Below are 22,290 nucleotides of genomic sequence, written 5' to 3' on the forward strand. Positions count from 1 at the left end.
TTTCTGTTTGGCCGAAAGTTATAGAGAATAGCATTGATATGCGCCAATTACGACTCTATTACGACCATGGTTACTGTCTCAGAAATCGCTAAAAATAAAATTGTTGAACTCCGTCAGAAAGACGGTCTTACCGAAAATACGGCTATCCGTGTAGCTGTGGAAGGCGGAGGATGCTCAGGCTTGATGTATGATCTGCAATTCGACGCGACACAGCAGCCAACCGACCATCTCGTTGAAGATAAAGGCATTAAGATTCTGGTAGATCGCAAAAGCCTGTTATATCTGGCCGGTACCGAACTTGACTTTTCGGACGGTCTGAATGGTAAAGGTTTTCAGTTCAAAAACCCTAATGCAACGCGCACCTGCGGTTGCGGAGAAAGTTTTGCCGTCTGAAACCGGGATTTAGCTGATTTAGGGATTATTATGATTTTGTTTAGAAGCCGCTTCACATCAGAGCGGCTTCTTTGTTTTTAAACTTCATAGATTACCAGATATTTGTTAAACTCAACAAACAAAATCCTGCCAATCATTCAAAACATATAAATCCTGGTTCCAGATGCTAGCTAAACCCGTCAATCACTCGCGCACGACACTCACTGAGTTAATGATTCCGGCTTACGCCAATTTTGGAGGCCGGGTACACGGCGGTACGTTACTGTCACTAATGGACAAAGTTGCCTATGCCTGTGCAGCTAAACATGCGGGACAATATTGCGTAACGGTTTCGGTAGATAATGTTAATTTCCGGCAACCAGTTGAGGTGGGCGAGTTGGTTTCCCTGATGGCGTCAGTTAACTACGTTGGCCGGACATCACTGGTCGTGGGCATTAAAGTGATCGCCGAAAATGTGAAGTCCGGCAGTGTCAAGCATACGAACACCAGCTATTTTACGATGGTGGCAAAAGATGATGCCGATCGCCCAACTGAAGTGCCTCCCCTCCTGCTCGAAACCCCCGACGACGTTCGCCGTTTTCTGGAAGCCATGAAACGCAAAGAACTCCGCTCCTCTTTCAGTGAACACTTCGACAATGCCAAAACGCGCATGCTCCTAACCGAAAATATTGGCAAACTAACAAATGAACGCTGTCAACTAGCCGATGGCCTGGATCAAGATTTACAAGATTGAAATGACCAGCAAGATTCAATAATACCGATGGTTTAATCCTGTAAATCATTTAAACTCTGAGAATCCCGGTTTAGATTTCACCTCTAACAATCTTCGCGCCCGCCACCATATTGGCTAACTTTTGCTTTGCCGCCCAACGAGCCGTCTGACTTAACCCACAGTCGGGTGCTACGGCTAGTTTCTCGGCAGGAACATAGGGTAAGCACTTGCGGATACGTTCCGCTACATCCTCGGGCGTTTCTATATAATAGCTCTTAACATCGATCACGCCCACTGCTACGTCGAATTTTTCGGCAAAGCGTTCCAATAAATGCACTTCGCTGAAGTTCAGGATGGTCATTTCAGAGTGGAGTTCATCGACCGTCATATCCAGGAAATCGGGCAGCATGGGCGCGATACTCTTCTTGCCAACCGACCGCCCTTTATAATTACCAAAACAGAGATGCATGGACAGGCGGGTTTTTCCTACGCCGGGCGCCACTGTTCGGTTGAAAATATCGACAAACCGTTTTGTATCTTCACGATATGCATAGCAGGACATGGATGGTTCGTCGACACAGATCTCAGGAACACCCAGCGCAACCAGATCAGCGATTTCTTTATTGACCAATGGTAGAAGGGCTTCGGTTACGTCCCAGCGATCTTTGTAGAAACTACCGGGTAATAATCGACCACTAAGCGTATAAGGGCCTGGAATAGAAACCTTTAGCCCCTGCCCTTTGGGAGCCAGTCGCTTCAGACGAAGGTATTCTTCTACAACGCCTAATCCTTTAGGTGCCGTTAGAATTTCAACGATATTATGCTTGCCTCGCTGGTCATGCGCAGGAGGACCGAATCGGCGGAGTTCGGTTTCGTTATTCTGAATACCGTTAATGTACCCGTAAAACGATAAATTAAAGTCAAAACGGGTCTGTTCGCCGTCGGTAATGACATCTAATCCGGCATTAACCTGATCGTAAACGGATGCCACGACAGCATCTTCAATCATTTCATTGAGATCGGCCAGACCAAACTGGGCCAAATGCTGGCTGGAGAACTCAAGCCAGCCGGGAAACGGCATCGAACCAACAACGGTAGTTTTAATAGGAACGGGCTGCAAGGTATGAATGGTTTAGGAGTACTACTGAATCGAAATATTTATTCAATAGTACTCCTAAATTACTGATCAGAATGGCTTTTTTCCAATTAGTTTTTTCACGACTTCCTTCAGCAGAACTGGTAGCGTAAAATTGTGACTGACAGCATATTTAAATCCTCCAGTATTAATGGTTTCGATAGGTTTGCCGTTTTCACTGTGCTGCACTACCTTGCCGGTAGCGATATTAACAACATGACGGAGATTGAGGTTATTGGCGAACATATCGGAAAAGCGGGGCGAATAATACATGCAGCCCTCAAAATAGTAATGAGTTACCTGCGACCAGCGTGTTCGATTTTCGCCTTTAATGGGCATTCCACCATGTACCAGGTTCGATGACCAGATCAGCACATCGCCCTTCTGCAAATAAATTTCCTGGCGCTTATAGCCATTGGCTTCCATAAACTCTTCCATGAACTCCTCATAATGAGGGTATTCGGCATAGTTTTCTTCCGCTTCGATACCAATGTCGAAGTAATTGAATTCTTTTTGCCGATGCGAACGAGGATAATAAAATAGTGGCCCATTGTTCGTGTCGGTCTCTTCCATAGCTACCCAGACACCACACATGAACCGAGCGGGCGTGCTGCTGAAATGGATCGTATCGGAATGCGCCCGTTGCTGGGTACCAAATTTAAAATTTAGTGTCTGGAACGGAACCGGCTCGCGGTCATACAGTAGACGTAGTACGTCGAAAATTTGGGATTGGCTGGCTATATCCCGTACCGACGAATATTTTTTCCATAAATCCTGGTGGCGAGTGGGTTGTTCGCCTACCCGAGCCGGATACTCATGCTTGATTTCGTTCAGCGTACGATCGATCAACTCGTGACTTACGATCTGGCGTAGTACCAGAAAGCCTTCCCGATTATAGTGCGTAACCATTTCCCGTTGTTCGGGTGTCAGCTCTTTTTTCTGCAACAGGTCGTCAAAAAAGGGAGACTCGACCCACGGCAGATTCATTTTTGTGGCTACTGAGACGTTTTTCATTGAATTTTATAGAGAGTGCGAGGATACACTTACTGAAACAGACGTTGACGATAGGCATCAATGATCGTTCTGATTTTCAGCAATGTTAGCAAAAATCAGCTATACATTTCTTAAAAGCCAATCTTAATGGATTTTCTAGTCACATGGTCCCGAATTTTTCGTTAACGGTCAAATCGATACTCGAACCACAGCATATTTTCGATGCGATCGAACAGCGTAAATTCATTTTTCTCCAGCACTTTCTGCGACGCTACGTTCTCGGTCTCTGTATCGGCCACAACCCGCAAAACATCCGGTTGCTGCCCGGCCCACTGAACCAGCCCGGCGACCATTTCACTCATGTAACCCTTTCGTTGTAGAGCCGGATACGTACCGTAGCCAATCTCGACAGTACCGGTTTCATCGGGTTCACCCTTAAACTTGGCTTCAGCTACAAAGCACTGCTTCTCGCGATCAATGGCCATCCACATCGTGTGAAAAAGGGGATCATTAGCGGGGTCTTTCAAGCGCGGAATAGTAAAGTATGTCACGATGCTCACCATAGGTTCGACGACTTCCCGATGTTTTTTTTTCAAACCAAGCACCTGCTCCAATCGGTAGTTATCCGTCACGTAGAGTTGAAGCTGGTTGAGCGTCAAAGGAATGAGTGTTAGGCGGGCGGTTTCAATCATGTCCGTTTAATTATCAATCAGCTAGATCTGTCCCTCACTCACACTCCAGCCACCATCCACTGTCAACACCTGACCCGTGGCGAAGACCGAATAATCGGACATGAAATAAACAGCAGCGCCATCAAGATCATTGGGTTGACCGATACGTCCACCATCGAGCGGTTGCTTGGTTTTCGTGAACGCCATAATGGATTCATTTTGCGTAGCCCGTTGCGCCATCTGTGTTTCGACCAATGCCGGAGCCAGCACATTGACCCGAATGTTGTCATTAGCGTAGTAAGCCGCTACCGACTTCGTAAAGCCAATGACCGCCGATTTCATAGCTGCATAAGCATGCGTAGCAAAATACATGGGCGAAGGTCGCTCTCCCAGCACTGATCCCATATTTAGTATGGTTCCACCCCCACCCTGTGCCCGGAATGCCCGCACGGCGGCCTGGTTGGATAACATCAATGAGGTCAGATTGAGATTAACCGTATAGTTCCATCCATCGAGTGTAAGATCATGAAGGGGACCATCACCGAAGCGTCGACCGCTACCACCCGCTACGTGATACAGGCCATCAAAACCACCAAAAATCTGCTGACAAAGGGCAATGGCTTTGGGCGTAGTTTGCGGATCTGACGCATCACCCGACATGGCCAGTCCATTGCCGTCGAGTTGTTGTTCGGCAATCGTACAACTTTCGGAATTTCGCCCCACTACAACTACCTGCGCTCCTTCGCGCACAAACGCCAAGGCAGCCGACAAACCCATACCGGAAGTCCCACCGACCACAACAATTTTCTTAGAGGCTAACCACATGCTGGTGAACTGTATTTTACGATGCAAGAAACGAAATATTTTTCATGACGCGGGCAATGGTCGCTACCCGCGTTTTACTATGGTCACACCAAATCCCGCTCAATAATTTTTCCACTGACTTTCTCTTTCAGGATCACCTTGTTCCGGCCGTCGTGGGTCATTTCCTGCTTGATTAAGTAATGATCCGCGTCGTACTCAACGAGCGTAGACTCCGGTTTCAGTCCTTCCTGTCCACGCCAGACGGGCAAATTCACTTTCTCCCATTGCTTGGTTTCAGCGGATTTATAGGCGGCATCCAGCACGGCATTCACTACGTAGCCGTCGTAGAAAGTTTCGGCAGGCGCGCGGCCTTCTTCCTGCGATTTGAACATGTCGGTAAACATATGATTGTAGCCCAGATCGTTAACTTCATCGCCAACGGGAAATAGCCAGCCGGTGTTGGATTCAGCCTTTTCTGCTACGTAGTCTGCGCCTTTACCAGTCGTAAACATCTCGAAACCCGTCCGCAGGAAGTTGTTGATCCAGATTGTGCCTTCGGTACCCATGACCTCGTCGCGCAGGTCCATACCTCCGCGAAATGTCCAGCTCACTTCAAACTGTCCGATAGCGCCGTTTTCGTATTTTACCAGCGCAATTGCGTGATCTTCAGCATCAATGGGTTTCACCTGGGTGGCGGCCCAGCACATAACCTCAACCGGCTTTACGTCTTTACCAATAAAATTTCGGGCAATCTCGACGCAATGGCAACCTAAATCGAGCATACAGCCGCCCCCGGCCTGCGCTTTGTCCCAGAACCAGTCGGAGTGTGGTCCTGGATGCGTCTCGCGCGATTTTGCCCATAGAATTCGGCCCAGCGCACCATTTTTCACACTTTCCAGTGATTTTAAAAACTTCGGCGTATAACAAAGATCTTCGAGATAACCAGCGAAGATGCCTGCTTCTTCAACCGTTCTCATCATTCGCAAGGCTTCCTCTCCCGTACGTCCAAGCGGTTTTGTGCACACAACCGATTTCTTGTGTTTCGCACATAAGTTGACAGCCGTTTCGTGAATGTTGTTGGGTAGCGCGATGCAGACCATATCTACGTCGGGGTGCGCAATTACGTCTTCCATATTGGTCGACGAAAAGTCGCAACCGTAGTCGAGGGCAAACTTTTGGGCGGTTTCTTCCCGGCGGGCATAAATGGCCACGACCTTGTCGCGGCTACGTTGGCCGTGGATGGATTCGGCGTAGAAGCGACCAATGAAGCCGCCACCAAGCATAGCAATACGTTGCATAAAATAGGGGTTCAGGTAAAAGGTTAATCTGTACTTTCGCACAAGTAAACGTAGAGAACGCCCACCGATTATTTTTACATATGCCCAATTTTTTTGACATCCATTCTATTTTCTTTACCGTATGGGATTACTCCATGAGTTACCTGGAGTTCTTCGGTGTTGTTAGCGGTTCGATAGCTACGTGGCTGGCTGCACGGGCCAATGTCTGGAGCTGGCCTATTGGCGCGGCCAGCGTCTTGTTGTTTTTCTTTCTTTTCTGTCAGATTCAGCTCTATCCAGACATGTTTCTACAGGTGTTTTTTTTCATCACAAACCTGCAAGGCTGGTGGCGTTGGACACACCCAAAAGCGCAGGAAGCCGATCAGCACAACGAACTACGTATCACCCGGCTCATTGGACGACCGCTTGTTATGGTTCTCCTGGGGGGCGTGGTTGCTACAGGAATATTAGGTGCTTTCGCACAGAACCTACATACCTGGTTCCCCGTGATGTTTAGTCAACCCAGTGCCTTCCCGTATCTGGATTCTTTTACGACCGTCATGAGTATCATCGGTACGTTTATGATGATTCAGAAAAAGTTGGAATGCTGGTGGATATGGCTACTCGTGGATATCATCAGCACCTATATGTATTTCACTAAAGGCGTTAAATTAGTCGGTATTGAATATGCAATCTTCTGCCTGATTGCCTTTCAGGGCGCCTGGCACTGGACGAAGGAATACCGTAGCTACAAGTCAATTACCCCAGCATGACGACAGGTCTGGTTTTTGGCAAGTTTATGCCGGTTCATCAAGGGCATCTGGCGTTGATTGAATTTGCCAGAAAACAATGCGACCAACTCATTGTATCGATGAGTGTTACGCCCGAAGACCCGATTTCGCCCGAATTACGGCTTCGCTGGCTAACGGAATTACTGGCTTCCTATCCAACCATTGAGGTTGTAGCCGAAGCCGACGATTTTCACGATCCAACCTTGCCACTCTGGGAAGCCACTAAACTATGGGCAGCCTTTATCAAGCGCCGGTTTCCAGACGTAAGCGTTTTTTTCTCCTCTGAAGGATATGCCATTCCGCTGGCTCACCACTCCGGCCTGCGGCACGTAGCGTTTGATCCGAACCGTCAGCAAGTTCCTATTTCAGCTACGTTAATTCGGAATAAGCCATTTCGCTTTTGGGATTATATTCCTGACGTAGTGCGGCCCTATTTTGTCAAAAAAATATGTTTGTACGGACCAGAGAGCGTTGGCAAGACGACCTTGGCGCGCCAGTTAGCGATCGAATTCAAGACTATTTATGTACCGGAAATGGCCCGCGAAATACTTACGTCCAACGACATTACAGCCGATGATATTATCAAAATCGGCCATGCACAGACGGAAGCAGTTTTGAGGGCACAGCGCGTTGCCAATCGTATTTTGTTCTGCGATACAGACGTAATTACTACCCAGATTTATTCGGAAATTTATCTTCACTACGTTCCGCCAGTGCTCTATGAGCTGGAAAAGAAAATTCAGTATGATGCTTACATATTACTAGATATCGACGTTCCGTGGGTAGCGGATAACCTGCGTGATTTTGGCCATCAACGGACTGAAATGCTGGTTCGTTTCCGGGATGAGCTTACTAGACGAAAATTAGCCTACACACTTATAAGTAACTCATAATCAAAGCGATTCCTGGCACTCAAGCAAATCACTAATCAGTTATTGGTATAGGGCACATACCATTTAGTAAATAAAACATCGTTTTGTATAAATAACTATAAAACAAGATACATTAATTAGAATTATATGAAGAATATAAGCAATTAACCTACTGATAATTATGACTTTATTTATTTTGTTATATAATTTTGCAGAAGGAACCAAACAATCAATTTATATGGCAGTTGCCAAACAATTTCTCAAAAGCAAGCCTCTTGCAAAAGTAACGTTTGAGTTGTCGGCAGAAGCCGTCAATGGGGCAAAAACGGTCGCTCTGGCCGGTGATTTCAACGGTTGGGATCCCTCCGCCCAAGCCCTGAAAAAGCAGAAAGATGGTTCGTACAAAACTACGGTTGAATTAGCTGTTGGTGCCGAGTACCAATATCGCTACGTGCTGGATGGCACGACATGGACAAATGATTGGGCTGCTGACAAATACGTAGCCAGCGGTGTAGCCGGTGAAGAGAACTCAGTTGTTGTTCTCTAAAAAAGAAATTAGGGTAAACGAAAAAGGGTAAATAGATCGATACGTATCGATCTATTTACCCTTTTTCGTTTAGTTACGTATTGCCTACACCGTAAAACTGTCCGACTCAACGTAGGCTTTGATCAGCGCTACTTCGCCTTCGGTTCCCTTCTGCGACTTGCCGTGTTCCATACCGAAGATGAACTCTTTGTTTTCAGCTTTCTGTTTCTGGTAAATGTGTTTAAACACATTTTTATAATTAATCTCACCCGTTGTGGGCTCATTGCGTCCGGGATTGTCACCAATCTGGAAGTAACCGATCTCACTCCAGCACCAGTCGATATGCGGAATAATATGGCCTTCGTTCTTCTGCATATGGTAAATGTCGAACAGGATCTTACACGACGGGCTATTGACAGCCCGGCAGATCTCATACGTCTGATCAGACGTCCGCAGAAATAGATTTGGCGTATCGCTGAGTGGCTCCAGTACCATAGTCAACCCTCCCTGAGCCAGAATGTCAGCGCCCCGGCGCAAGGCATCAATGACATGCCCCGTCTGAATACCAATGGGCAAATTACGTTCAAAATCGCCGGGCACAACGGTCGTAAATTTGGCGTTGACACGCTTGCCCGTTTCAACAGCTTTCTTGCATCCGTTCAGGAATATGTCTACAAATTCGGGCTTTCCAGCCGCGAGTGTATTCTGACTATTTCCCCCTTTATCGAGCACAAAAACACCCATTACCATATTCAGGCGGGTCATTTCTTTGGCTATTTTCTCCTGTGTAGCCGCATCGCGCCCCATCATGCCATTGTCTTCAAGGGCCGTAAAGCCCATGTCGGCCATGAACTTAAGTTGATCAATGAGGTCTTTACCTGCGCTGTTTTCAAACATGCCAAAGTGGGGAGCATATTTGAGCTTGAAGTTGTTTTTAGCCAAAAAATTCGGCTGTGAATGCCAGCTACTGGCTACTACGTCGCTCGAAACAGCGGCACCTGTCAGGCTTAAGCCAGCCGCTCCAAACGTTGATTTTACAAAGTTGCGTCGTTGCATAGTGATTGGGAATATCTAAACCGGGATTTATATGATTTTATTGACTGACTATGATTTTGCTTTCGCTGTAATATTGCTTTCGAAGAAAGCTCACTAACAAAATCAAGGTCAGTCAATAAAATCATATAAATCCCGGTTCTTATTTATTTTTTTTCAGGCTCGCCAGATACTCAACGAGGTCTACTAACTCCTGGGTACTCATGGATTCCTGCAAACCTGATGGCATCATGGATGGCTCGATCTGTTTCATCGACACTACGTCAGTCATTTTGTAATTCTGAACCACACCACCAGGAAATTTCATTTGTAGATCGGTTTCTGTTTTGCTGGAGACGATGCCGGTCATGGTACTGCCATCTTTAAACTTCACATCCCAACCCTCAAAACCGAAACTGATGCCGGCATCGGGGTGCAAAATGGCCAGATATTGCCCTTCCTTGGGCAACTTAGAGCCAATTTCCGACAGTTTCGGGCCAAAGTCCATACCTTCTCCGTTTACCTGGTGGCAGATAGAACAGTTATTCTTGAAAACTACTACGCCCCTTGTTGCGTCGCCAGTCATGTCCAGTAATTCATTCATGCCGGGCAGTTTTTTACCTTCGACACTTTGCGCGCCGTCTAAATAGCTGGCTGCTTGCAGGCGAACATTTTTGCGCCAATCACTGCTTACACCCTGTGCAGCCGCTTTCTTGTAATCGCCTTTGATAGCACCAGATTTAAGAAGGGCAAGCACTTCATTAGCTCCGTCCATGCTACCGCCCAACGAACGAGTCGCTTCTTTACGTAGCGCCGTTGGTCGCTTCTCGTCCAGAGCGACTGTTTTCAATATGTCAATGGATTCCTTGTTTCCCACCCGACGCAAAGCAACCAGCATGTTTGTAGCGGCTTCGGCGTCTCCCGAAACGTCGGACCGCGCATCAATAACTTCCCAGACCATTGGTCCACCTTTTTGCTTCAGCAATTGTCGGGCAGCATCACGGCCTATACCGTCCATTGCCTTTTCTATCGCCAATTTTTTCAAATGCGCGTTTTCGGAAGCGGGTTCATAGCGTGTTACCAGTTCGATGTATTCGGGCGTTCCATATACTTCGTTCATGAGTTTGGTTAGGGCGGCCTGAGCTACCTGGTTCTGCTGAACGAAAGCTGGATCAAGGTGACGTAGCGCCAATTTCGTTACGTCTGTAGCATTGGTGTTAGCCTGTAAAATACCTAACAGAGCCGTCGATTTTTCGGTAGCGCCGGGGTTGAAATCAAACGCCCGGAAGTAACGTAGCCGCTGATTTACATCAACCGCCGGATCGCCCGCCAGCTTGGCCAGTGTGGGTATAGACTCCTTTGTCCGGGCGCGCCAGACGATATCACGACCACCTACATTGGCTAGTGGATCGTTATTCATCTGTTTCACCCAGGCTGTGTAATAGCTATCCCAGTTGCCATCGGCACCAATACCCAGTGCTTCCAGGTACCAGCGATCTTTTCCATCGTATTTACTGGCCAATTGAGCCCATAATGCTGGAGCATCTGGTGACGTATTACGACGTAGTGCAATGGCGCACTCGCGACGAACTTGTGGGTCTGGGTCGTTGACCAGTTGCTTCACGTAGGGAATAATGTCGGTTTTGAGTTCGCGGGCGGCCCGGAACCCCGCGATTCGGATATCTGAGTTAGTACTTTTCAGGGCTGTTTCGATATATTTTGATCCTTTGTCTAGTTTACTCAACAACCAGAGTGCGCGAGCCTGCATCCGGGGATTGTCGGAGGATTTGTAGAGTTTTGCCAATGACTTTTCGGCTTTTTTATCCAACTCGCGCAATTTAACCCAACCTGCATATCGGATGTCCATATTGGGGCTTTGCAGGGCTTCGATTGCCCCTTCTGTGGTTGAAACGTCCACTTTAGGCATCGTATACGGCGAATTTGGTGGTGCCACCCGATAAACACGACCTCGGTTCTGATCACCTGCCTGGTGGCCACCAACACCGGGATCATACCAGTCAGCAATAATCAGCGATCCATCGGGCGCTACACATACATCGGCAGGGCGGAACCACTGATCGCGGGCTCCTTCCAATACGTTTACAATTTCAGCTTTGTAACCTGCCCCATCCTTCTGCACTGGATAAGAACGTACTACGTTCGGGCCGGCATCGCAGTGAATCATCTGATTCCGAAACACTTCGGGCAACAGTCTACCTTCATAGACAATCATACCCGTTGGCGAACCCGCACCCGTCTGCAGTAGGTTGGGCACAACACCGGGGTCGTTCAGGTGCCAGTGACGTAGCGGAATTTCGGCTTCGAGATTATCCCGATTTGCCTGCCAGCCCGCGCCTGTCATTTCATCGGTATATCCATAATTACCATACTCCATGACGTAGTTAATCCGGACCCCTTTATTACCGTCGTCGTCATTGTCCGATTGCCAGAGCGTACCGTAAGAGTCGACGGCGACTTCGTAGTTATTGCGAAAATTCTGGCCTAATACCTCTACGTTTTTCCCATCGGGGTCGCAACGAAAGAGCATTCCCATTTTGAAATTCTGCTTATCGATGGTTTTTCCGGTAGCCACATCAACAACAGGCTTGCCGTCTTTATCGAGTAGCTGACCGCCTTCGTTGCCAAAGTTGAAATACCATTTCCCATCCGGACCGAAGACAAACGTGTGCATTCCGTGGTCGTGCTGTTCGCCACCAATACCGGTAAAGAGCAATTCTTTTTTATCGGCTTTATCATCGCCGTTCTCATCGGTCAGCACCCAAACATTCGGGCTATCAGACACAATGACTTTGTTGCCTTGTACCCAGATACCTAACGGAGATTCGATGCTTGGGTCCTGATAAAACACCTTGCTGACATCGGCTTTACCATCGCCGTTCTGATCTTCCAGAATCACGATACGGTCCCCTTCTTTATTTGTTGGATTGCCATTAACGGCGGGACGATAATTGTAGGCTTCGCATACCCACACACGCCCACGCGCATCGACGTCGATGTTGGTAGGGTTCTTTAACATTGGCTCAGCAGCGAAGAGCGTTGCTTCCAGGCCCGGTGCTACGTTCAAACTCCCGACAGCATACTTGGGATCGTGTTTGTCGTCGTCGCTAAGGTTGGCAAAAAGGCTCGTGAGGTAACTCCCCGAAGCTGTATTAAGATTTCGATTCTGGTAGGCGCCAATGAAAGCTCCACCTACAACCAAACCGGCTGTGGAGAGGGCTATAGCCCGACGAAAAAACGTGGAGGATTTAGCCTTTCGGAAAGGTGTCATATAGTAAGACAGACAAAAAAGGGTTGGATTATCGAATGGCAAAGACGGAACCACATAATACATTAAAACGACAAAGTTGATCGTTTATACCCATCGCTACCTAAAATTCACGACCCATTTTTTCTTCTTATAATACTAATTACATCCATTTTACGTACCATTGCAAAGCCAGCCCGGCAAATCACCTAAACTCCTTACACACATGGGATTTCTGTATTCAATTTTACTCGGCGGAATTGCCGGTTACATCGCGAGTCGACTCATGGATAGCCATAACTCAGCCATCGTTAATATTCTGCTAGGCATTGTGGGCGGTCTCGTTGGTGGATTCATCGCGAAGCGGCTGGGTAACGACCCTGAAAACGATGGATTATTCATGAACCTGCTAATTTCTGTGGTTGGAGCAGTCCTGCTAATTTTTGTTGGGCGACTTTTCTAATCATTACATTTCACTACGTAAAACGCCGGGTCGAAAACTTATTCGACCCGGCGTTTTACGTAGTGAGGACCAGTAATTAAATAGTCTTTCGTTTCATTTCCTTCACGGCAAAATCGGCTGCGCGGGCAGTTAAGGCCATGTAGGTAAGCGATGGATTGACGCAGGAAGCCGACACCATGCAGGCTCCATCGGTGACAAACACGTTATTGACGCCATGAATCTGGTTATTGGCATTCAGCACCGACGTTTTTGGGTCTTTACCCATGCGGGCAGTTCCCATTTCGTGGATGGCCATGCCTAAGTATGAGCCATTATCATAGCTTTTCACGTTTTTCAGGCCCGATGCTTCCAGCATTTCTTTTGCGTCATTCATCATATCAACGCGCATTTTCTTCTCGTTCTCTTTCAGCTCCGCATCAAATACTACCAGCGGCATACCCCATTTATCTTTTTCGGTTTTGTGGAGATACATGCGGTTTTCGTAATAAGGCAGCGTCTCTCCGAAACCGCCCAAACCCATTGTCCAGGGACCGGGTGTGGTGAGTTCATCTTTATAATCAGCTCCAAAGCTCATTTCGGCAATGTTCCGCTGCCAGCCCGTCCGGCTGCCTCCGCCCTGATATCCAAAACCGCGCAGATAATCCCGCTTGTCGTTACCGATATTACGGTAGCGAGGGACGTAAATACCATTGGCCCGGCGACCGATGTAGTATTTGTCCAGGTCGCCTTCCCAGATACCCGATGCACCCGTACGGAAATGGTGATCCATCAGGTTGTGGCCCAACTGCTCAGAATCATTCCCCAACCCATTGGGGAAGCGGTTCGATTTTGAGTTCAGCAGGACAGCTGTTGATCCCAACGTACTGCCGCAAACGAAAACAACTTTGGCAAAATATTCCTTAGGCTGCATCGTAACGGCATCAACGATACGTACGCCTGTCGCCTGCTTCTTATTTTCGTCGTACATGATTTCCGTAACAACCGAATCGGGACGTAGCGTTAAGCGACCCGTTTTAGCCGCCGGCGGCAACGTACAGGACTGCGTGCTGAAATAAGCACCGTATGGACAGCCCAACGAACACTTGTTACGGTACTGGCACGGCGCGCGACCAACGCCCAACTGAGCTTCGCCCGCTTTCGACAGGTTAGCGACCCGGCCAATAGTCATGACCCGACCCGGAAAATTCTTTTCGATACGTTTACGAACTTCCTTTTCCACGCAATACATTTCCATTGGTGGCAGAAATTCGCTGTCAGGCAATTGGGGCAAATTCAGTTTCTCGCCCGAAATACCGACGAATTTTTCGACGTAGGAATACCAGGGCGCTACGTCCTTGTATCGAATGGGCCAGTCAATAGCGACACCATCTTTGGCATTGGCCCCAAAGTCAATGTCGCTTAACCGATACGATTGGCGTCCCCACATAATGGATTTACCGCCAACGATATTAGGTCGGTACCAGTCGAACCGCTTATCCTCTTTGTAAAGAGCATCCGTATCCTTCATCCAGTACGTTTCGGTCATTTCATTGTACGGATAATCACGTGCCAGTTTCGGGTGCGACTCTTTCTGAGCCATCGTTAGCCGACCGTTGTATTTTGTCTGCCACGGATCTTTCATGGCATTTTCGTAGCCCGTTACGTGCTCGAGCTGGTGCCCTTTTTCGAGCATTAGTACCCGTAATCCTTTCTCGGTCAGCTCTTTGGAGGCCCAGCCACCTGTTATTCCCGAGCCAATGACAATGGCATCGTAGGTTTGTTCCTTTACCGAATCAATATTGAGGTAAGACATTGCTTAAAGTCGATAGTTATTAGTCAGCAGTTGGCAGTCAATTACAAAATGATAGTTGGTAGCCGCCTGGTATTAAAGTGCCCAGGTTTTTTGACCGGGTTTGAGGGGCATGCAGCCGTTAAACTGACCCGGCACCGGCAAGTAGGCCAGCGCTTTTGTTGCGCCAATTTCGGAGGTGAAATAGCCTGTAGTTGTCAACTCTTTCATTCGTAGGAAAAATGGCTTGTCTGCGGTCATGGTCTGCTTAACCATTTCATTTTTCTGAGCCGCGTCCAGTTCTACAAATCCTTTTCCGAATTTCGTCTTGCTATCGGCATCCAGTTTGGCTAAGCCGGCGTAAAATTTATCCTGGTCGTCTTTGGGATAGCAATCCCGCATCACCCGAACAATGAATTTTTCGGCACCCGCGGCTTTAGCACCTGGTGTGCTGGTGGTGGGAATAATGACATCAGCAACCTCAGCCAATAGGGCCTCCTGCTCAACACTGACAGCCACACTCGGACCGATGTTTGTTACGCGCCCCATAGCACCGGCCAGCGTGGGAGCCGACAGAATGCCGCCCATCATCAGGGCTGCTCGGTGTAAGGCTTCTCTACGTTTCATAGATTAGGAATGTAAAAGTGTTTTTAAACTCTAGTTGCAGAACGACTACGGTACAATAACGTCAGGGAACTCCATCAATCATATCCTGGATCGGGAATTACTTATGAAAACACGATGTCAAAAGATCAGTACGTAGTCAAGGTTCTTTGTCCTCATAAAAATAGTCATTCTGCCGCAATAAACAGCATTTTCCTAAGTGCAGAAACACCTAAAAGCGCCCAGACAAGATTGGCTTATCTGGGCGCTTTTTACATACACAGGGCTAAAATCGGGCGTATGGTATCTATCAAAAAATCTATCGGAAGTAAAATCCTGTTGGCGCAATTTCGGCTTTGACGGAGTCGATCAATGTTCCGGTTGATTCATAGCGTAAGACATAGCCTGCCTGCGTATAGAGAAGCGGATTCTGACTACCGTAAATCTGCCGGGTTTGCGGGTCAATACCCAGCGCACTGAATGAGCGGGCTATGACCTGATTACCCGACGTTGTGGTGGCGTCAATTGAGAGATTATAGGTTTTACCGCTTAACGTATAATAAAAAGATCTTTTATCGGTACTGATGATGACAGAACCGGGCATGGCCGCAAAGGTCAATCGTTTGGCAACCAGGCGGGTTACAGGATCAATCTGCACCAGATCATTGCCCGCCTGTAACCATAGTTTGCCGTTTGCATCGAGAGCAATGGGCTCGGGCGTTGATCCAAACGCAATACGTTGTTTTTCCGTGTCGGTGTTCAGGTCAATGACTAACAGAGTCTTATCGCCACTGTAGGTAGTACTCCCGACAAACGCTTCGGTTCCAGAAACAACCATCTTTTCAACCCCTTTCACGGCGGGTATTTTTTTGATAACCGTGCTTGTATTCAGATCCACGACGGCGATATAACCGGGATCTTTGTAAAATGTACCAGCACTATAATCACCAGAAACGTCCCAGCAACTAATATAAGCTTTGTTCAAACCAACCTGAATTACCTGACGTGGATTTTCAATATCCGGTGTTTTTAACGTAGCACGGGACTTGAACGTACCGACCTCAACAATCTCGACCTTATCCTGACCCGTAGAACTGTTATCGACCAGAATCAGTCCTTTGCCATTAATTTCTGTGTAGCCCTGTATCCCGCCACTCAGGCCTAACGATGGATTAGCAGCCTGAAAAATATTGGTAGCTACTGTTTTACTGCTACGTGTCAAAAACGAGATCGTCCCGTTATTACTGGAAAAATTACCCGAATTCAAAATATACACGCCCAAATCATAGGGAATTGGATCGGGATCGGAGGTTTTACAGTTCCAGACGCTTAACGCCAACAGGCTAACGGCAATTGATTTTGTCAATTGATTTTTCATTGTGTATTAGTTGGAAAATTTATAATCAAATTAAGCGCCCCGTTTCGTCCCGGCAGTGCGTTTCGCTTCACACTAAACGCTAATGCATCAAATACGTTATTCACCTGTCCCTGAAGCCTGCCAGTTATAGGACCGACTTTCAGCGTACTTTCCAGAATGATATTCGTCAGTACGTTCCCCTTAAAAAACTGGCTATTGTCGAACGTAATATACCGCCGGGAGTTCGCCTGGGTTTGTACCGTCAGACGCATCCGGCCATGTTGCACATACGTATTGAGCGTACCCGTATGCTCTGGTACGTAAGGTAATTGTTTGCCAACCACGTCCTGTGCATATGTATCATACGCCCGCTCCTGCGATGAACGGGTCAGAGCGTACCCAATGCGCAAACCCGCCCGCCAACCATTGCGGGCGTAGGTAAGCGTAGTAGCCAGTTCGCCACCACGCGCTACGACTAATTGCAGGTTTTCAACGTGATAATTATCCGTAGGATTCCAGTACGTCCAATTGTCTACCCGATTGCGATAGGCAGTTGCTTCAGCGTTCAGGCTAAGGTGATCGGAGAAAACAATCGTTGCCGCTAATCCCGCTTCGACATTCAGGCCACTTTCGGGAAGCAGGTTCGGATTACCGAGGTCGATCCAGTAGCGCTCGTTGAGCGTTGGTACGCGGTAGCTCCGACTTACTGACCCTTTTGCCGTTAACGTTAGCCGACCGTGGTTTATAACCTGATATTCAGCGCCAACCGATGGCGTAATAGGTGGATTGAAATGCGTTACGAAGGCTTGCCGAAGATTCGCCGAAATCAGCCAGCGAGTCGTCTGAAAACGTAGCAACGCATATAAATCGCCCCGATCTTCCTGAATTAACTGCCCGCCGTAGCCGTCCGTTCGCGTTCGATAGTGCGACCACTCGCCACCAACTCTCAAATTTAAATGACTATTGATTTTGGCGGGTAGCAACGTAAACTCCCGCTCGACTCGACCAATGAAACGGTCCGTTGCGGTATGGCTTGGTTGGGTGAAATCGCCTTTGCCATAATCAATGACGTCACGAATCCACCCTAGTCGAACCGTTGCCTGATTACTTTCATACGTAGCAAGCAAGCGGGCTGACTGCGTACGCGTCCGTTCACGAGCAATAACATCCTGGGGGGCAAGAATCAGGTCATTGTCTGTCAGCCAGGCATTTACCGAGACTTGCTTGCCGCTTTTGTGCAGAAAATAAAGATCCTGTACGAATCCACGCTGGGCATTGGTCGATTGCTCTACGAAATAATTGCGTCGTTCGGTATACGGGTACTCATTATTGAGCTTGTTTCGATACGCAAATGTCTTCCCCGCTAATTTCCAGTTCTGGCCTAACGCCGAAGCGTATCGTATGCCCATCTGTGTGTTATTGTTTCGAAAGGAAGCCAGTTGCTGACCAAACGTTACGTTGATGCCCGGCTGCCAAACGGGGCTGCTACCTAAAAGCACGCTCCCACCCACAGCATCGGAGCCAACAACACTGGCCGAAGAACCGTACTGAACCGCCATCCGGTCGAAGCCAGCAACCGGGAGTGTTGAAAAATCCGTTTGGCCAAGGTTAGGCTGATTGATATTGATGCCATTCCAGAGAACGGCCGTGTGGTTGGCCGAGGTACCTCGAAACGAAACCGTCGCTAGCTGACCAGGGCCGTAATTTTTAAACGCCAGTGGCGTATTGAACGCCAGCAGATCGGTTAATGAACCAAATCGAAACTGGAGAAGCGTGGCCGAGTCGATACGTTGCAATTTCTGCCCCGCCAGAAATCGCTCGGGCGCAATGGCCCGCACCGTCACCAAGGACAGCGACACAACTTGTCCTGCGTGAGCCTGTCTAGTCACTAACGTATCACTTTGGGCGTAACTAATACGTCCATGTAACAGGCTGACAGACAGACTCAAAACGCACCACCAAAGGGCTTGCTTTCCCAATATCAATGAAAAATAACTATACTCCAAAACGCTGGATTACCCAATCGCTACGTTGACGCATTTCCTCCGAATGCGCTATCAACTGACGGTTATCGGCAGGTCTCCTGGCTTGTCTCATCGGTTCTGGCCTTCCCACACTAGACTTAGTGCAGTGGCAATGTAGATTGACCCGACTTTGGTAAGAGACGTACAGTTGCGGGGACAGCTTTGTCTTTTCGCCACATTTGCGGTTCGACAACTTCCCTTTTAAGCCACGAAAGCTGCTATGAAGCTGCATCAGGCACCGAGAACTCAGGACAAAGGTAAAGGAATTCGCGGAGTTTTGTCACGTGTTCAGCCAGGAGTATTGATCGAAACCTACGCAACGACGACTATGGTATGATTGCTATTGTTATTTTTAGCTTTCGCTACATTTATAGTCATTACCAAAAACTCCATGAATCAATCACTCTGGTCGCTGAGCGGCCAATACGCCCTTGTAACAGGTGGCACAAAAGGCATTGGCGAAGCCATCGTTCGGCAATTTCTCGATCTCGGTGCGGCCGTTTTCATCGTGGCCCGCGATAATGAACGTTTGCAGCAACAACTAGCCAGCTACCAGCAGCAGGGTCATACGGTAGCGGGTATAGCCGCTGACATTAGCCAGCCGGACGTAGCCACTCAGGTTATTGAGGTCGTAAAAGCAACCTGGGGCAGACTGGATATTCTGGTCAACAACGCCGGAACCAACATTCGAAAGCCCACCGTCGATTACAGCCCAGCCGAGTATGAGCATATTTTGAATACGAATCTTCGCTCGGCTTATGAACTGAGTCAGAGAGCCCATCCACTGTTGAAATCGTCGGGCAATGGAAAAGTTGTTTTTGTCTCGTCGGTATCCGGACTGGCGCATACCAGCAGTGGTTCGCTTTATGGCATGACCAAAGCCGCGATGCTGCAACTCACTCGTAATCTGGCCGTTGAATGGGCGCCCGACAGCATTCGTGTCAACGCCGTAGCGCCCTGGTACATCAATACACCGCTAGCCACGCCCGTGCTAACGAATCCCGAAAAATTAGCGGGCATCCTGAAACGAACCCCCATGAACCGCATCGGCGAAGCAGACGAAGTGGCCTCTGTCGTTTCATTTTTTAGTATGCCCGCATCGGGTTACGTCACTGGCCAAACGATTTCTGTTGATGGCGGTTTGATGGCCTGGGCGTTTTAAAGACCGGCCACCATCTCTTTCATCTTCGTCATGGCCGTTTTCGTGACGGTCAACGCATCCTGCGCGTAATAATTTTTGTTGAATACCTCCAGTGACAACACAATAGGCTGATCAGTACGTTTGATGAGTTTCAACGTATCGCGAATGGGAGCAACACCATCACCGGGAAACACCCGGTCGGCGTCGGTAATTTTTTCGCGGGTGAAATCTGCGGTATAATCGTTGACGTGAAATACTTCAATGGCTGGTTTACCTACCAATGGCAAACTAACCGAGCCAGAACCGCCTTTGTAGAGATGGTAAATATCCAGCAACACCCGCGCCGATGGGTGGCCGCTTTCGATAGCAACAAACATAACTTCTCCCAGGCGACTCAAATTGGGAGAAAAGCCCCATAATTCTAATTGAGGTACAACGCCCGTTTTGTCGCCCAACTCCAGAATAGCCCGGTACCGTTCGGCAGCTTTATATAAATCAATTTTAGGGCTGGTCGGTGTTTGTGCACCTATAGGCGGGGTAGCTACGCGCTTACAACCTACCTCGGCCAGCATCCCCATCTCACCTTTAAGTTGCTCAAGTCCCTTAGTGCGAGCAGCCTCATCGTCAATAATCCAGGGAGCGAAACCAATAGCATTTTCAACCTTTATACCATTATCCGCCAGAACTTTACGGGCATCTGCGGTGGTAGCTCCGGTTTTCAGATACGTCTGCAGTGTCTCAACCCAGATTTCAACCGATCGAAATCCTGCTTTAGAAGCGGCTTCTAACTCCTTTACGAATCCGAGTTTTTGCCCCCGAATTGTGCTCATGTTCAGGCAAAGCGTAAAGGGTGACTGAGCACTTGGCGCAGGCATAGCGTTCAGTGAATTTGGAGAAAGTGATGCACCCACTGAGGCAGTCAGGGCAGCCAACGTCTGGCGACGAGTTATGGATTGAGACATAAACGATAAAAAAATTCAGGCGATTATCTAGATTTACACACCTTTGGTAAATCAGAAAATCGCCTAAACCTACTTACTCTATTTGGGGAAAGTTGATTAAACTGATCATTCAAGACCAGTTTAATCAGTGCTCTTTCATCACGCAAAAAATAGCGTTGATCATGTAGCCTGTTACTCCTGTTCCAGCAAAAATGCTTTGATGAACGGGTCAATATCGCCATCTAGTACAGCCTCTGTATTAGATGTCTGGTAGCCTGTGCGATGGTCTTTCACACGTCGGTCATCCAGCACGTATGAGCGTATCTGCGACCCCCACTCTATTTTCTGCTTACTGGCTTCCACTTCAGCACGGGCTGCATTACGTTTCTGTACTTCAATCTCATATAATTTGGATTTCAGCAGGCGTATGGCCACTTCTTTGTTTTGCAACTGACTACGTTCCTGCTGACACTCAATGATCAGGCCGGATGGTTTGTGTTTCAGACGTACCGCCGTTTCAACTTTGTTTACGTTCTGACCACCAGCGCCACCCGAACGGAACGTATCCCAATCAATATCGGCCGGATTAACTTCAATATTAATGGTATCATCGACCAAGGGATACGCATACACGGAAGCAAAGGAGGTATGGCGACGGGCGTTAGAATCAAAAGGCGAAATACGTACCAATCGGTGGACACCATTCTCGGATTTCAGGAATCCATAGGCAAGTGGTCCGTCTACTTCAATCGTTGCCGATTTGATACCGGCAGTGTCACCGTCCTGATAATCAACCTGTTTCAAACCATACCCGTGCTTTTCAGCCCAGCGCATGTACATGCGATAGAGCATATCGGCCCAGTCCTGGCTTTCGGTACCACCTGCTCCGGCATTGATTTCGAGAACCGCGCTAAGCTGATCCTCTTCATTACCAAGCATTTTTTTGAGTTCGAGATCTTCGAGCGTGGCCGTAACCTTGCCACCTTCCTGGTCTACTTCGTCTTCGGACACGTCGCCCGCTTCGTAAAATTCGAACAGCGTTTCGAGATCACCGAACTGACTATTTAGTTTTTCGTACCCGGTTGTCCAGCCTTTTAAGGTGCGAACCTGCTTCATTACCCCCTCGGCGCGGGCGGCATCGGTCCAGAATTCTGGCTGAAAGGTTTGCTGTTCGAGTTCAGCTAATTGTTCTTTCTTATTATCGTAGTCAAAGATACCCCCTCAGGGCCTCTACTCTGGCTCTCAAGTCGGTCAACTGGTCGGTTGTCATGAACTTGTCGTACTGGTTAATTTATAGGTTTACTGTTCCCCAGCCACCGTGAATAGCTTTGAGAACGACAAAGATAGAACAAAAGAAAGCGGCTTCCCGGTTTCCGGTATGTATGGGCAACTACAACTGACCGGCAACTGATAGCGTCGTAGAAGATGAAAGCCCCGGAATCAACTTTTCAGCCTACCTTTGCGTTCTCTTTTTAGACGTTCTCTAAGAGGATTCAAGATTATTCATTTTACTAATTCATTC

20 protein-coding genes and 1 riboswitch are annotated in these 22,290 nt (G+C 48.1%); of the genes, 7 read left to right on the forward strand and 13 right to left on the reverse strand.

The genetic code is table 11. The features are described 5' to 3' along the window. Positions 1 to 66: 66 nt before the first annotated feature. Positions 67 to 393 (forward strand): HesB/IscA family protein, encoded by a 327-nt coding sequence (locus BM202_RS15630; protein WP_093827680.1) that lies wholly within the window; start codon positions 67 to 69, stop codon positions 391 to 393. A gap of 163 nt (positions 394 to 556) precedes the next feature. Continuing rightward, positions 557 to 1,126 (forward strand): acyl-CoA thioesterase, encoded by a 570-nt coding sequence (locus BM202_RS15635; RefSeq protein WP_093827682.1) that lies wholly within the window; start codon positions 557 to 559, stop codon positions 1,124 to 1,126. A 70-nt stretch (positions 1,127 to 1,196) separates the two neighbouring features. On the opposite strand, the gene BM202_RS15640 is transcribed toward BM202_RS15635, so the two are convergent. The 5 genes from BM202_RS15640 to BM202_RS15660 form a co-directional block, all read right to left on the reverse strand. Then, positions 1,197 to 2,225, reverse strand: a complete 1,029-nt coding sequence (locus BM202_RS15640; RefSeq protein WP_093827684.1) for a hypothetical protein — start codon at positions 2,223 to 2,225, stop codon at positions 1,197 to 1,199. A 66-nt stretch (positions 2,226 to 2,291) separates the two neighbouring features. Continuing rightward, positions 2,292 to 3,254, reverse strand: coding sequence for a phytanoyl-CoA dioxygenase family protein (locus tag BM202_RS15645; protein WP_093827686.1), 963 nt, complete (start codon positions 3,252 to 3,254; stop codon positions 2,292 to 2,294). A gap of 161 nt (positions 3,255 to 3,415) precedes the next feature. Then, the gene (locus BM202_RS15650; protein WP_093827688.1) at positions 3,416 to 3,925 is read right to left on the reverse strand and encodes a GNAT family N-acetyltransferase; all 510 of its coding nucleotides are present in this window, start codon (positions 3,923 to 3,925) and stop codon (positions 3,416 to 3,418) included. Positions 3,926 to 3,946: 21 nt separating this feature from the next. Beyond that, positions 3,947 to 4,729, reverse strand: coding sequence for an SDR family NAD(P)-dependent oxidoreductase (locus BM202_RS15655; RefSeq protein WP_093827690.1), 783 nt, complete (start codon positions 4,727 to 4,729; stop codon positions 3,947 to 3,949). A gap of 83 nt (positions 4,730 to 4,812) precedes the next feature. Next, a complete protein-coding gene (locus tag BM202_RS15660; RefSeq protein ID WP_093827692.1) occupies positions 4,813 to 6,006 on the reverse strand; it encodes a Gfo/Idh/MocA family protein in 1,194 nt (397 codons plus the stop codon). Positions 6,007 to 6,086: 80 nt separating this feature from the next. Here BM202_RS15660 and pnuC point away from each other — a divergent pair, with 80 nt between their 5' ends. The 3 genes from pnuC to BM202_RS15675 all read left to right on the forward strand — a co-directional run bounded on the left by pnuC (position 6,087) and on the right by BM202_RS15675 (position 8,195). After that, positions 6,087 to 6,758, forward strand: a complete 672-nt coding sequence (gene pnuC, locus BM202_RS15665; RefSeq protein ID WP_093827694.1) for a nicotinamide riboside transporter PnuC — start codon at positions 6,087 to 6,089, stop codon at positions 6,756 to 6,758. Next, complete coding sequence (locus BM202_RS15670) at positions 6,755 to 7,669, forward strand: AAA family ATPase (protein ID WP_093827696.1); 915 nt, start codon at positions 6,755 to 6,757, stop codon at positions 7,667 to 7,669. The genes pnuC and BM202_RS15670 overlap by 4 nt, the downstream gene beginning before the upstream one ends. 217 nt (positions 7,670 to 7,886) lie before the next feature. Continuing rightward, entirely contained in the window at positions 7,887 to 8,195 is a 309-nt protein-coding gene (locus tag BM202_RS15675) for an isoamylase early set domain-containing protein (protein WP_093828075.1), read from the forward strand. A gap of 84 nt (positions 8,196 to 8,279) precedes the next feature. Here BM202_RS15675 and BM202_RS15680 read toward each other — a convergent pair whose 3' ends face one another. After that, positions 8,280 to 9,230 carry a hydroxypyruvate isomerase family protein gene (locus BM202_RS15680; RefSeq protein WP_093827698.1) on the reverse strand — a complete coding sequence of 317 codons (951 nt, stop codon included), beginning with the start codon at positions 9,228 to 9,230 and terminating at the stop codon, positions 8,280 to 8,282. Between the two features lie 139 nt (positions 9,231 to 9,369). Further along, positions 9,370 to 12,495, reverse strand: coding sequence for a PVC-type heme-binding CxxCH protein (locus BM202_RS15685; RefSeq protein ID WP_093827700.1), 3,126 nt, complete (start codon positions 12,493 to 12,495; stop codon positions 9,370 to 9,372). A gap of 202 nt (positions 12,496 to 12,697) precedes the next feature. On the opposite strand from BM202_RS15685, the gene BM202_RS15690 reads away from it, so the two are divergent. After that, on the forward strand, positions 12,698 to 12,934 hold the full coding sequence (locus tag BM202_RS15690; RefSeq protein WP_093827702.1) for a GlsB/YeaQ/YmgE family stress response membrane protein: 237 nt from the start codon (positions 12,698 to 12,700) through the stop codon (positions 12,932 to 12,934). Positions 12,935 to 13,010: 76 nt separating this feature from the next. Here BM202_RS15690 and BM202_RS15695 read toward each other — a convergent pair whose 3' ends face one another. The 4 genes from BM202_RS15695 to BM202_RS15710 form a co-directional block, all read right to left on the reverse strand. Next, positions 13,011 to 14,726 carry a GMC oxidoreductase gene (locus BM202_RS15695; protein WP_093827704.1) on the reverse strand — a complete coding sequence of 572 codons (1,716 nt, stop codon included), beginning with the start codon at positions 14,724 to 14,726 and terminating at the stop codon, positions 13,011 to 13,013. A gap of 72 nt (positions 14,727 to 14,798) precedes the next feature. Beyond that, complete coding sequence (locus BM202_RS15700) at positions 14,799 to 15,329, reverse strand: gluconate 2-dehydrogenase subunit 3 family protein (protein WP_093827706.1); 531 nt, start codon at positions 15,327 to 15,329, stop codon at positions 14,799 to 14,801. Between the two features lie 295 nt (positions 15,330 to 15,624). Continuing rightward, positions 15,625 to 16,683, reverse strand: coding sequence for a YncE family protein (locus tag BM202_RS15705; RefSeq protein ID WP_093827708.1), 1,059 nt, complete (start codon positions 16,681 to 16,683; stop codon positions 15,625 to 15,627). After that, positions 16,680 to 18,641 (reverse strand): TonB-dependent receptor plug domain-containing protein, encoded by a 1,962-nt coding sequence (locus BM202_RS15710; protein WP_245776672.1) that lies wholly within the window; start codon positions 18,639 to 18,641, stop codon positions 16,680 to 16,682. The genes BM202_RS15705 and BM202_RS15710 overlap by 4 nt, the downstream gene beginning before the upstream one ends. A 77-nt stretch (positions 18,642 to 18,718) precedes the next feature. Then, positions 18,719 to 18,944: riboswitch (cobalamin riboswitch) on the reverse strand. Between the two features lie 133 nt (positions 18,945 to 19,077). On the opposite strand from BM202_RS15710, the gene BM202_RS15715 reads away from it, so the two are divergent. Beyond that, positions 19,078 to 19,848, forward strand: a complete 771-nt coding sequence (locus BM202_RS15715; RefSeq protein WP_093827712.1) for an SDR family oxidoreductase — start codon at positions 19,078 to 19,080, stop codon at positions 19,846 to 19,848. Here BM202_RS15715 and BM202_RS15720 read toward each other — a convergent pair. After that, positions 19,845 to 20,789, reverse strand: a complete 945-nt coding sequence (locus tag BM202_RS15720) for a sugar phosphate isomerase/epimerase family protein (RefSeq protein WP_093827714.1) — start codon at positions 20,787 to 20,789, stop codon at positions 19,845 to 19,847. The genes BM202_RS15715 and BM202_RS15720 overlap by 4 nt on opposite strands. A 171-nt stretch (positions 20,790 to 20,960) precedes the next feature. After that, positions 20,961 to 22,038 (reverse strand): peptide chain release factor 2 gene (gene prfB, locus BM202_RS15725; protein WP_143100700.1). Its coding sequence is split into 2 segments (ribosomal slippage): positions 20,961 to 21,977 and positions 21,979 to 22,038, totalling 1,077 coding nucleotides; the frame shifts between segments, so codons are not numbered across the junction. Between the last annotated feature and the right edge of the window lie 252 nt (positions 22,039 to 22,290).

The organism is Spirosoma endophyticum (genome assembly GCF_900112365.1).
GTDB lineage: Bacteria > Bacteroidota > Bacteroidia > Cytophagales > Spirosomataceae > Spirosoma > Spirosoma endophyticum.